Raw genomic sequence first — 12,085 nt, forward strand, 5'->3', positions numbered from 1 at the left:
GGACATACTATGCACCGCATTGACTCCGCAACGGCGCGCCAAGACGCCAATGGCATTGGTAAAACTGGCTTTCATGATAATGCTGATTTGCCCAATCAGGACGCGACCTACTTCACGCCTGAGTGGGCTAATGCCTTGCAAGAAGAGATTGCAGGCGTCATTGAAGGCTTAGGACTGGCATTAGATAAGACAGATAATGGTCAGCTTTTAGCGGCATTGGTTCAGCAGTTTGGTGAAAAAAAAGTGCTTGAGGCGGCTATCGTAGAGTACAAAGAGATGATTGACGCTGACCGTTTGCGCTTAGATGAGCTTGAAGCTAGGACTTATGAAGATACGAAAGTGGGCGAGTTATTTTGGACGACAGAGCACTTCTTGACGTCTGAGGAAGTCGCTACTTATAAAGGCTATGGCACGTGGAAGCGGGCGCTGCAAGGTCGCGTCGCGGTGGGCTTTTCTGATATTGTCGATGACCCTGCCGAATTTCGTACGGTGGGCGCTATGTATGGTGAGCGTGAGCATACGCTAACCGTGGATGAGATGCCAAGTCATCGGCACACACTAAAACACGGTAGAGATAACGGTTCAACTGACAATGATGCGGGCACAATTGCTAGTGATACGTCAACATGGTCTAACCAGTACATTCCGGATAGTACTATCGGCTTAACAGGTGGCGATCAACCGCACAATAATATGCAGCCGTCGCAGACCGTCGATTGTTGGCAGCGGGTAAGTTAAAGAATATCTAAACGAGAAGCGGAAATAATGCATTAGTGCAGAATGACTTACAAAAACCTAGTGCAGAATGAGATTCAAATTAGTGCAGAATAAATTGTGAAGTTACAGTGCAGAATGAGATTCAAATTAGTGCAGAATAAATTGTGAAGTTACACTGATTTATCAAATTAAGCTTGAACTTGAATCAAAGTGTACACTGTGGCGTACACGCTAAAAGTTAAGTTAACTTTAAACCCTTAGCAATCAAGCACTTAACTTGAAATATTGGTACCAGTGGTCGGACTCGAACCGACACGCTTTTAAGGGCAACGGATTTTGAATCCGTCATGTCTACCAATTCCATCACACTGGCATGTGGGGCGATAACCGAAGCTATCAAATTGGGCTACAGTAATCGCTGTATAGGCTGCGTATTATAGCAGCCTTATTGCTGCCGTCAAGATATTTTTTAAAGTTTTTTAACCAACGAACGCACGCTCTACCACGTAGTCCGCTTGAACGCCCATTCTTGGCGATACGGTCAAGCCAAAGTCATCTAAAATCGCCGAAACTTCGGCGTTAAAGGGCATACTGCCGCAAAGCATAGCGCGGTCGTCGTCTTTATTCATCGGCGGCAAACCGATATCTTCAAAGAACTTGCCCGATTTCATAAGTTCGGTGATGCGACCTTTATTTCTAAAGTCTTCACGGGTGACGGTTGGGTAGTAAATGAACTTTTCGCGGAACCATTCGCCAAAGATTTCATCGTTTGGCAACTGATTTTCGAACATATCGCGGTATGCCAAATCATTAGCGTAGCGAACGCCGTGAACCAAAATCACCTTATCAAAGCGCTCATAAACTTCAGGGTCGCGAGCAAGCGATAAAAAAGGTGCAAGCCCCGTTCCGGTTGACAGCATATAAAGGTGCTTGGCAGGCAATAAATCGTCTAAAACCAGCGTTCCGGTTGGTTTTTTACTGACCAATAACTCATCGCCGACTTTGATGTGCTGCAAGCGTGAGGTTAAAGGACCGTCTTGAACTTTAATGGAAAAAAACTCCAACTCTTCTTCGTAGTTGGGGCTGGCAATCGAGTAGGCGCGCAGTAGCGGCTTGCCATCCACAACCAAACCAATCATCGCAAATTCGCCGTTGCGAAAGCGCAACCCATCGTCACGGGTGGTTTTAATGCTAAATAAATCGTCGTTCCAGTGGTGAACCGCTGTGACCGTTTCGGTGCGAAGTTTTGACATAACGTCCTCGTCGTTGGCAAAGCAAATGGTTGAAAAAAGCGCAAAGGCTATTATTTTAATGGTTTTGAGCAGAATTGATACAAAATTTTATGTTGAGATAATAACTTGAGCGAATGCAAGCCATTCTCAATAAAGGTAATTATGATAGCAAACTTTAACGTAAAAATCCGAGCAGCTTTCGGCATATACCATGATAAAATGGAATATCGTTAGCGAAAAATAAAGCTTAGTGGCGCGCCGTTCGAGCGATTGTCAATTAAACCATTCATAATAAAGCAAATCATAATCAAGGAAAACTATGGCAGAGCATACCGCGCCCATTATTGGTTATTTAAAATCGCCGCTATCGCAAAAGTTTGGTGCGCCAAGACAGCCCAATTTGGTTGCCATTTCAGGGATTATTGACATGATTTCGCCGTTTGATTCGCCGGAGGCATTTGCCGGAATTGCTGATTTTAGCCATCTTTGGCTCACTTGGCAATTTCATCACAATGAGATTAAAAAGACAGCTCAAAACGCTAACACCAACGCCGATAAGCAATTTCGCGCCCAAGTCAGACCACCGCGATTGGGTGGCAATCAAAAAATTGGTGTGTTTGCCAGCCGCAGTATGTATAGACCCTCAAGGCTTGGGTTGTCAGTGGTGAAACTTGATAAGGTATTGATCATTGACAACCGCGTGATGCTGCAAATCAGCGGCGCCGATTTGATTGATGGCACGCCGATTATTGATATTAAGCCTTACGTTGCCTATAGTGATGCGCTGCCGCTGGCAAATTCTGGCTTTGCAGCAAGCGCCCCGAAGCCGCTTTTGGTCACTATGGCAGCCGCAGCGCAAGCGCAGTTTGATGCTTTAATTGATAAAATTTTTGCCGATAAAAAATCGTTAACTTACGAACAATTGCTTGGTGATATTCAAAGAAATTTAATGCTTGAGGATTTACCAATTATTAAAGACTTAATCGCTCAAGACCCGCGACCGGCTTACCGGCAAGACGAAATCGGCACGGTCTTTACCATGCGTTATAAGTCGGTTGATGTGAGCTTTTGCCAAGTTCGTTTAGGAGAATTGCAAATTTGTGAAATTAAGCAAGTGTGTTAACTGTCTTTTTTGTTAACCTGCGTTGCTGATAAATGTTTTTTATAAAAGCTAAGCGTTTAAAAAATAGGCGCTTAAAGATTTGGCGTTGAAATTTTAAGTTCAGCAGCTATTTATTGATAGTTTTATTAAATCATTGAAATAAAGAGATTTTTTATGTTTACAGACAGCCATTGCCATTTAAACCGATTGGATTTAAGCCGCCATGACGGCAAGCTTTCAGGGGCAATTGCGGCGATGAAAGAGGCAAACGTCACCCGAGCGATGGCAATCATGTGCGATTTTGCCGAATTTGACGACATCCGCGCAATCGTCAATGAGTTTAGCGATGATACGCTTAATTTAGGAATGAGCGTTGGCATTCATCCTTGCGAGGATTTGGCGGTGCTCAAATCAGCAACCGTTGAGCGTTTAATTGAAACGGCAAGCGATGACAAAGTTTGGGCGATAGGGGAGACGGGGCTTGATTATTATTGGTCAACGGAAAACAAAACCGAGCAGCAAGCAAGCCTTGCCCGCCATATTTATGCCAGTCAAACGCTGAAAAAGCCACTCATCGTGCATACGCGTGAGGCAAAACACGACACCCTTGATATTTTAAAGTCAGAAAATGCCGAGCATGGCATCATTCACTGCTTTACTGAGGATTGGGAGACGGCAAAACGGGCGCTTGATTTGGGATTTTATATCTCATTTTCGGGGATTGTCAGCTTCAAAAGTGCGCAAACCATTCGCGATGCAGCAATGAAAGTGCCCAAAGATAGAATCTTAATTGAAACCGACAGCCCTTATCTAGCGCCCGTTCCTAAGCGCGGCAAGCCTAATGAGCCTGCATTCGTGCCCTTTGTGGCAAGCTGCTTGGCGGACATGTTTGCTATGAGCACAGACGACGTTGGACAATTGACGGCAAGAAACTTTGAAAATTTACTGGCACAGTATGCTTAAAATGGTTATGCTATGACTAGTCAGTCATTTATGACAATGGTGTTCAGTGGCTATAACTTTAATAGCTGTTTTTAATAGCTATGCTGAACGCCGCGCCACTTAGGAGAGATGATGAGCCGTCAACACCAATTTAAAACTCGGGAAGAAAATATTTTGGCGATGGCCGAGCAGTTGCTGCTTGAGTCGGGAGACGGGGACATCACGCTTGACAGCTTAGCCGACCAGCTTGATTTGGCAAAAGGCACGCTTTATAAGCATTTTTCGAGCAAAGATGAGCTGTATTTGCGAATTATTATCCGCTATGAAGAGCAGCTGTTTTTAATTAATAACATCGACGATGGGGCAGCGGCAGGGGTGTCGCGGGTAATTTTTCAGCAGTTGTTAAACCCGCAAAAAGCGATGCTGCTTAACCAAATTGAAGAGCGTCTTGCCGCCTCGGTGACCGGCTTAAACCGCTTGTTTGGCGAGCTTTATGACATTCGCCGAAAGCGCATGCGCCGCTTGCTTGATATTGTCAGCGCTTATCTAAAAGAGCAGCAAAGCAGTATGAGCGCTCGCGATTATTTGTCCTCGATTTGGGCGCTGGGTCAAGGCGGCGCGGGGCTGTTAAATTCAAGCTTTTATCAGCGTTATTTGGGTCGCCGTGATACGCTGCGAATGGCGTTTGTTCAGCATATGCTTGATTTGCCAAAGCTTTATCCGCTTTGCAGCGATGGTGATAATTTAGATGCCGACAAAGAGGAGTTGGTTGAGCAAATCGATACCGAGTCCGAGGAGCACCGCAATACCACGTATTAGCCCAAGTATTAATCTATATCCTAATCAGCGCCGACTACAATCGGGGTTTACCCTCGTTGAAATTGTGGTGGTCGTGGTGATTTTGGCAGTATTTGCAGGGCTTTTAAGCTTGTCGGTTGGCAGCAGCGAAGCCCGAAAAAACCGCGCATTTTATGAGCACTTAATCGACTCGCTTAGTTACGTTCGGCTATTGTCCGCTGAGCGAATGCAGCCGATGGGACTTGCCTTAAAAGCCGATAAAGAAGGTCAAGTTAGCCCCGTTATCGTGGCACTAAGCAATCCTTATTCAGCACTGCAGTCGCAAGAAAAGCAAACCAAAAACGCCATGGAGTTAAGCGCTGATATTGATGGTTTATCCGCGATGAAAGGCGAAAAAGTGACGCCAAGCTGGCAAGAAGCGCCTGAAGTTCAGCTGCCACCATTGCCGGCAGACGTTACTTTGACCATTGCGTCACTTGAGCAAGTGCAGGACCGCCGACAGCTTCAGCCGTGGTTTTTGGCGCAAGATGTGCCAAAGGCGCTTTGGTTTGGCACCGGTCAAGCCGCACCAGTGACCATTGAAGTTCGTCATCAGTCAAGATTGGTCGGTGAGGTCATCACCATCATGCCCGATGGCAGCATTCATCAAGGTCAGCAGCAATAATCAATAAAGGCATAAATTATGCGCCGCGAAAGTGGGTTTACCTTAATTGAAGTCATGGTGGCGCTTGCAATTTTGGCGGTGGTTGCCGTTGCTGCAAGCCGCGCCAGTAGCGCTTATTTAAATTCGGTTGAGGTACTTACCACCAAAACCTTAGCGCAATTTGTCGCTCAAAATACCGCTGCGGACTTGCAAATTAATGAAGTTTGGCTCGAGGCACCGCAAACCAAAATGGTGAATGAGCAAGGCAGAATATGGCAAGTGGCAATGACCCCAAGCGATACCATGACCCCTGCGCTCAAGCAAATCACCATCAGCGTGGCTCCCGTCGTTGACGGTCAAGCCAAAGGGGCGGTGACGGATTTAACGATGCTGCTTAGCAATCCTGACCAAGATATTGGCAGTTTGGATTTGACCAAGCTTGCTGCTAGCAATTAAGGATGGTTGTGAAAATAACTGAGCGCGGCTTTACCTTACTGGAACTGATGGTGGCGATGGCAATATTTGCAGCGCTTGCCGTGTCCGGTTGGCAAGTGTTTGACAGCGTTAACCGCGCTCGCGACCGCGCTCAAATCCATGCTGAGCGCTTAGCTGAGTTGCAATTTGCCTATTTGCAGCTTCAGCAAGACTTAAGCCAAATTGTGCCGTATCAAATCCCGATTGCGCCAAATAAAGATAACAATCAAGAACTGCCACTTGACCTAAAACCGTTTACCAAACTAGATGCCAATTCGTTCAGCTTTGTTCGCTTTGCCGACCCCGACCCAAGGTTTCAATCAAGCCCTGCCCTTGAGCGCATCGATTATGTATTTGATAACGAGCGCCTGATTCGCAAGCAGTACTTTTTAACGGAGGATAAAAATAGTGCTGCAAGCCTTGATAGCGTCATTTTGACTCAAGTTGATGAGGGGCGCTGGCAAGCATTTTTGCCCAAATTAAGTACGACGTTTCCAAGTAACGAGCCAGTCGCTGATACTCAAGACAATCAAGAAAGCTCGCCATTATTATTACCAAAAGGCGTTCAGCTTGCTTTTTCGCATAATAATTCGCCGATTACTTGGCAATGGGCAATTGTGGCAGACCCAACGTATGATTTGCAATTAGCAAAAACTGAAGCCGCTAACGATAAAAACACGCCATCGCCGAATAACGCTAACGAAAATACGCCGCCGCCAAATAATAAATTCAGCAATCCATCGGATGGTTTGCTATGAAAAAACCAATAATGATTGACCATCAGCGCGGCGTGGCACTTTTGACCATTTTATTGCTTGTTGTTAGCATCACCGTGGTAGCAGGGGCGATGCTTGCCAGTCAAAAGGTAATGATTCGAAAAAGCGGCGTGGTTCGCGACCAAACTCAGCTGATTCAAGACATTCATGCCGCGCAAAAGCTTGCGATTACCGTCATTCAAGCCAATAACGCGCTTGCCGATTATGACCACGCTAAAAGTCTTTGGGCGCAGCCGCTGCCGCCGATACCTTTTGGTGACCATAGCGTCAGCATTCAAATTGCTGATGAAGCCCGCAAATTTAATATTAATAATTTATATCATGATGGCAAAGTCGATGAGGCGGCGCTCAACGTGCTCAAGCGATTGCTTATCAGTCTTGATTTAGAGCCGAAAATTGCGGTCACCATACTTGATTGGCAAGACCCAGATGGCGAGATTTATCAAGATGACGGCGAGGAAGCTCTCGTTTATCGCAGTCAAAATCCAAACGTTACTATTCCCAATCAGCCTTTTTTAACGGTTGATGCGCTGCAAGACATTCCCGAGATGAACGCGGAAAAACTGGCAACGCTCAAGCCTTTTATCACCGCCGTGCCGTATTATTTGCCGATAAATATCAATACGGCAAGCCCTGAGTTGCTCGCCGCGCTGATAGATGGCGCAGCTGTTGAGCAAGTTAAGCCGCTGATGGCGCAGCGAGAACGCCAGCCGTTAGAAAGTCTTGATAGCATTTGGCAGCAGCCGCCATTTAGCCTGATTGATGAGGCACAAAAAAAGGCATTAACGCCAATGCTTGCGGTCGATAGCCAAGCGTTTTTAGCCATTATTAGTGCCCAAGCCGGAACGAGTGAGACGCCAAAACAGCGCTTTGCCACGGTGCTAATCAGCAATTTTGCCGAAAATAACGACACGAAAAGTAATAACAACGACAATAGCACGGCAATGGCAGACAATAATAACGATAAGACTGCCAAAAAATCAGTAAAGGTCATTTCGCAGCGGCTTTGGGCGTTTAAGCCGTTACTTTAACGTTTTTAAGTTAACTTGCAAATTTTAATCCGCAAGTTTGGTTTCCTCGCTTGATTTCCAATTGTAAGCACCGTAAAACAGCATTTGCGCTTGCCGCGTGCAGTTGTGCAGCATCAGCTGTTTTTTGGCTTCGATTTCTGCCAAATCGGCTTCATCGTCATAATTTTCTGAATCGGTCAGCTCAAGCCAATCAATAATCCAAGAAAAAAACATATTCACGCCTGCCTCTGCCAATAGCCGTCTGTCATAAGCATTGATATGGGCAAAGGCAGGTTGCAGCGCCAAATCTTCGCCCAAAATTTGAGCGTGCATTTTTACCAAATCGCTAATCGCGCGGCGAACCGCTTCTGAGCCGCCAAAGCGCTCGCTGATTAAAAACTGCCAATAGCGCGGTTCACTGCTGACCGTTTTTAAAAACAGCTGAATACTTTTGGCAATTTGCCGGTCAAAGCTGCGTTTTTTGCCGATGTGAAGCCCATTTCGCAAGATTTCAAGGGTACTGCCAAGCTCTTCAACGACCAGTGCCTGACCAAGCGCTTCCATGTCATCAAAATGCCGATAAAACGCGGTGGGAACGACGCCAACTTCACGGGTGACTTGGCGCAGGCTGATGGAGCTGAACGACTGACCGGTCATGCACAAATCTAAGACGGCGTTAAAAAACGCATGGCGGGTTTGCAGCTTTTTTTGTTCGCGGCTGATGATGGTCATGACGCAGTATCCTTGAAATCTTGTAACACGTTCACGCTAAACTTTTAAATGCTGGCAGGCAGCTGACCTTGAAGCTCTTGGGCAAGGCGGTAGGCCTCGTGGTCGTTCATTCCGGTGATAAAATCTAAAATGTTCAGAATATTTTGATAAATGTCCTCGCCAAGCTTGCGCCGATGTTCGCGTAAATGCGGCGCTAATAACAAACGCAATCGCTCCTCTTCAAAGCTTGGCGACGGCTTTGCCAAAGCAAGCGGTATAAACGCATCAAGCAGGCGATTTAAGCACTGATTGGCGGTCAGCTCCATGCGGACTTTGCTTGGGTGATTAAAAATTTGTGCTTGCGCCAATAGTTTTGCTGCAACGATGCCATCTTTGATATCGTTTTTGCAAAGGTCAAACAGGCTACCTTGAAGCTCACCTTGTAAAATCGTGTCGTGATGCGCCACAAACACATCGGTAATCTGCCCCACCAAGCGCATCATCGCTCGCGCCCGCAGCATGGCTAAATGCTGGCGAATTGAGGAATATTCAGGAACCGGCGATGGCGCCTCACCAATGATAGCAAATAAAATCGCGGTGACGTCACTGACATTTAGCATATTTAAATGAACGCCATCTTCTAAATCAATCAGCGCATAGCAAATATCGTCCGCCGCTTCTAATAAATAAGCGAGCGGGTGACGCGCAAAGCCATCATGATAAGGCGATGGTGGCAGCCCAAGCGTTTCGGCAAGCAATAAAAGCTGCTCCGATTCACTTTGAAAGCTGCCAAATTTTTTTAGTTTTTTAAAACTTTGCAAGTTATCAGGACTTTGGTTAAGGTAGCTTTGATTCACGTCCACCGATAGCCACGGATATTTCATAAACGCGCCTAAGGTGGCGCAAGTTAAGCGCATGCCACCTTTGTCCGGATGGTGCTCATTTTGGGTCAATAAGCGAAAGCCTTGAGCATTGCCTTCATAAGCCAATAAATCAAGCTGCTCATGAGCGCTTAAGTTGTCAAGTATGGCATTGTACTTAGGGTTTGCAAACCAATCGCGAATGGCAAACTCACCGGCGTGACCAAACGGTGGGTTGCCAATATCGTGAGCAAGGCACGCCGCTTGCGTCACCACCCCAAAGTCGGTTGGCGTAACCCCGCTTGGAAGTCCCGAGGGCAGCGCCGATTGCAACTTTTCAGCCGCCAGCATCGCAAGTGAGCGCCCGATACAGGACACCTCAAGCGAGTGGGTCAGCCGCGTGTGAATCCCAAGCTGATTGGTTAAGGGGTGAACTTGGGTTTTTTGATTGAGCTTATGAAAGGAGTGCGAAAACACCAATCGGTCATAATCTTGATGAAAGGCGCTGCGAGCGCTTGAATTGGGTAATGGTGCGCCACTTCCTAAGCGCTGATTGCTCAGAAGCTTGCGCCACTTGTCCTGAACCGATACGATTGCCGTGTTTGTTATCATAGCCCAAACCTTATCTTAATAATGATTTAAATCAGTATAGCCAAAAAAAGCTGACATCGCCGCCAGCTTTTGGTTGAGGTTTGCAAGACTATGTAAGCGCTTTACGATTAACTTTAAAACGACTTAAAAAATTAAACGTTAAAGCGGAAATGCATCACATCGCCGTCTTGGACGATATAAGTTTTGCCCTCAAGTCGTGATTTGCCAGCGGCAGCTGCCCCTTTTTCACCGTTAAATTCAATAAAGTCATCATAGGCAATCACTTCAGCACGAATAAAGCCGCGCTCAAAGTCTGTATGAATGACCCCTGCCGCCTCGGGCGCCGTTGCGCCAACTTTGACCGTCCAAGCGCGAACTTCTTTGACCCCTGCGGTAAAGTAGGTTTGCATATCAAGCAGCTCGTAACCGCCGCGAATCACTTGGTCAAGACCGGCCTCCTCCATGCCAAGCTCGGCTAAAAAGTCGGCTTTGTCCGCCTCATCCAATTGGGCAATTTCCGCTTCCAACTGATTGCAAAGTGGAATGACAATCGCGTCATCGCCTTTGGCATACTCACGAACAGCGTCTAAATACGGATTATTTTCAAAACCGTCCTCGCTCACGTTGGCAATATACATAATCGGCTTGAGCGTGATTAAGCCATAGCTGCGAATCAGCTTTTTTTCATCCGCATCAAGATTGGCAACGCGAGCAGGCTTGCCATCGGCAAGTAACGGCTCGATTTTTTCAAATACCGCAAGCATCGCTTGGGCATCTTTATCGCCGCCTTTGGCTTTTTTGGTGAGGTTGTGAATAGCGCGGCTAACCGCTTCTAAATCAGCTAAGGCAAGCTCGGTATTAATCGTTTCGATATCATCAATGGGGCTGACGCGACCATCAACGTGAACGACGTTGTCATCATCAAAGCAGCGAACCACATGGGCTACGGCGTCAGTTTCGCGGATGTTGGCTAAAAACTGGTTTCCCATACCTTCGCCTTGTGATGCTCCGGCAACCAGCCCTGCAATATCGACAAATTCCATCGTTGTTGGCAAGACGCGCTCAGGTTTTACGATGTCGGCAAGTGCCTTTAAGCGCGTATCAGGAACCGGAACGATGCCAGTGTTTGGGTCTTTGGTACAAAAGGGGAAGTTTTCCGCCGCAATTCCGGCTTTGGTTAAGGCGTTAAATAAGGTCGATTTGCCAACGTTTGGCAGCCCAACGATGCCGCAATTAAATCCCATAGTCATCTCGCAATAAAATTTTTAAAAGAAAAATACTAAAAAGTAAGGCGTAAAAATTGAGCGTATTGTAGCAAACTAAAGCGGCTCTTTGGCGAGTTTTGGCAATTAGTTTGCCACTGCACCAATCATCACCCCCATATCCTGTTGGTCGTGGCGCTCAAGCTCTGGCGAATACAGCGCGGACGCCACCCCACCATCCAAAAATAGCGCATTTGGGCAACCAAGATTGTCCTTAAATAAGCTTGCAAAGTCATAAAAGGTCACCGGCTCATCGCTAATCACCAGTTTTACCGTGCCATCACTGCAAACGCCGGCGCCATTTCGCGGTTTTTTTGAGGTGCTGTCTGGGTTAAATTTGGGATGAATTTCATTGTTAATAACCAGCATGGGTCCTGATTGGGTCGCAAACCACGGCTTGATTTGCTGAGTTTTTAATTTGTTATCAAGCGCTCGGCTTTCCTCAACAGCAATGTGACCCGATTTATCCCACCAAAGCACCCCATTGGGCAACAAATGAAAATTGCCGCCGCCATCTTTGGTATTTAAGCTATGAATCTCGCGACCTTGAATGACGGTATAGCCAATCGGCGCAAATTTTTCATCGTACATTCCGGCGTTCATCGCAAAATCAAGCTTGGCAGTTTTTAAATGATTGATGACGTTATCAAAGGTCAGTAGCGGTTTGTCTTGCTCATTTTGCCAAAACAGCTGCAATTTATCGCTGGTGGTGGTGCAAATACTATAGGCAAATGGCTCATTTTGCTGGCTACAAGTGGTGGGGTCGTCATCAAAATCAACAATTTGGCTCAGATCCTGTTTGCAGCCACCAAGTAGGGCGGCAGTGGTGATCGCAACAATCGGGAAAAAAGAAGCTCGCGGCATAAAATATCAATCTATAACTGGCAATCAATGGGGAAATAAATAATAAATTTTTAATGGCGGATAATCAAATGGCGATTGAAAACAAATTTTGAAATAGGGGAAT

At 46.4% G+C, this 12,085-nt stretch carries 13 protein-coding genes and 1 tRNA gene; 8 read left to right on the plus strand and 6 right to left on the minus strand.

Translation table 11 applies throughout. The features are described from left to right. Positions 1-9: 9 nt before the first annotated feature. Entirely contained in the window at positions 10-738 is a 729-nt protein-coding gene (locus ACZ5XY_RS09920) for a phage tail protein (RefSeq protein ID WP_464741246.1), read from the plus strand. A 265-nt stretch (positions 739-1,003) separates the two neighbouring features. Here ACZ5XY_RS09920 and ACZ5XY_RS09925 read toward each other — a convergent pair. Then, a tRNA-Leu gene (locus ACZ5XY_RS09925) sits at positions 1,004-1,090 on the minus strand. 106 nt (positions 1,091-1,196) lie between these two features. Continuing rightward, positions 1,197-1,970, minus strand: a complete 774-nt coding sequence (locus ACZ5XY_RS09930) for a ferredoxin--NADP reductase (RefSeq protein WP_201532839.1) — start codon at positions 1,968-1,970, stop codon at positions 1,197-1,199. A 298-nt stretch (positions 1,971-2,268) separates the two neighbouring features. Between ACZ5XY_RS09930 and tsaA the strand changes: the two genes are divergently transcribed. The 7 genes from tsaA (at position 2,269) to gspK (ending at position 7,715) form a co-directional block, all read left to right on the plus strand. Then, the gene (gene tsaA, locus ACZ5XY_RS09935; protein ID WP_464741248.1) at positions 2,269-3,072 is read left to right on the plus strand and encodes a tRNA (N6-threonylcarbamoyladenosine(37)-N6)-methyltransferase TrmO; all 804 of its coding nucleotides are present in this window, start codon (positions 2,269-2,271) and stop codon (positions 3,070-3,072) included. Between the two features lie 153 nt (positions 3,073-3,225). Further along, complete coding sequence (locus ACZ5XY_RS09940) at positions 3,226-4,014, plus strand: TatD family hydrolase (protein WP_464741250.1); 789 nt, start codon at positions 3,226-3,228, stop codon at positions 4,012-4,014. A 111-nt stretch (positions 4,015-4,125) separates the two neighbouring features. Then, a complete protein-coding gene (locus ACZ5XY_RS09945; protein WP_464741252.1) occupies positions 4,126-4,812 on the plus strand; it encodes a TetR/AcrR family transcriptional regulator in 687 nt (228 codons plus the stop codon). Further along, positions 4,763-5,455 carry a prepilin-type N-terminal cleavage/methylation domain-containing protein gene (locus ACZ5XY_RS09950; protein WP_464741254.1) on the plus strand — a complete coding sequence of 231 codons (693 nt, stop codon included), beginning with the start codon at positions 4,763-4,765 and terminating at the stop codon, positions 5,453-5,455. Before ACZ5XY_RS09945 ends, ACZ5XY_RS09950 begins: the two co-directional genes overlap by 50 nt. Positions 5,456-5,473: 18 nt before the next feature. Further along, positions 5,474-5,890, plus strand: a complete 417-nt coding sequence (gspI, locus tag ACZ5XY_RS09955; RefSeq protein ID WP_464741256.1) for a type II secretion system minor pseudopilin GspI — start codon at positions 5,474-5,476, stop codon at positions 5,888-5,890. An 8-nt stretch (positions 5,891-5,898) separates the two neighbouring features. Then, positions 5,899-6,666, plus strand: coding sequence for a type II secretion system minor pseudopilin GspJ (gene gspJ, locus ACZ5XY_RS09960; protein ID WP_464741258.1), 768 nt, complete (start codon positions 5,899-5,901; stop codon positions 6,664-6,666). Then, positions 6,663-7,715 carry a type II secretion system minor pseudopilin GspK gene (gene gspK, locus ACZ5XY_RS09965; protein WP_464741260.1) on the plus strand — a complete coding sequence of 351 codons (1,053 nt, stop codon included), beginning with the start codon at positions 6,663-6,665 and terminating at the stop codon, positions 7,713-7,715. The genes gspJ and gspK overlap by 4 nt, the downstream gene beginning before the upstream one ends. Before the next feature lie 24 nt (positions 7,716-7,739). On the opposite strand, the gene ACZ5XY_RS09970 is transcribed toward gspK, so the two are convergent. From ACZ5XY_RS09970 to ACZ5XY_RS09985, 4 genes are all read right to left on the minus strand, one after another. Continuing rightward, positions 7,740-8,426, minus strand: a complete 687-nt coding sequence (locus ACZ5XY_RS09970; protein ID WP_464741262.1) for a TetR family transcriptional regulator — start codon at positions 8,424-8,426, stop codon at positions 7,740-7,742. Between the two features lie 44 nt (positions 8,427-8,470). Next, the gene (locus tag ACZ5XY_RS09975) at positions 8,471-9,877 is read right to left on the minus strand and encodes a deoxyguanosinetriphosphate triphosphohydrolase (RefSeq protein ID WP_464741264.1); all 1,407 of its coding nucleotides are present in this window, start codon (positions 9,875-9,877) and stop codon (positions 8,471-8,473) included. Between the two features lie 131 nt (positions 9,878-10,008). Continuing rightward, the gene (gene ychF, locus ACZ5XY_RS09980) at positions 10,009-11,100 is read right to left on the minus strand and encodes a redox-regulated ATPase YchF (RefSeq protein ID WP_464741266.1); all 1,092 of its coding nucleotides are present in this window, start codon (positions 11,098-11,100) and stop codon (positions 10,009-10,011) included. Positions 11,101-11,205: 105 nt separating this feature from the next. After that, on the minus strand, positions 11,206-11,982 hold the full coding sequence (locus ACZ5XY_RS09985) for a phosphodiester glycosidase family protein (RefSeq protein ID WP_464741268.1): 777 nt from the start codon (positions 11,980-11,982) through the stop codon (positions 11,206-11,208). Positions 11,983-12,085: the final 103 nt, after the last annotated feature.

It is taken from the genome of Psychrobacter sp. GTC18467 (assembly GCF_055397455.1).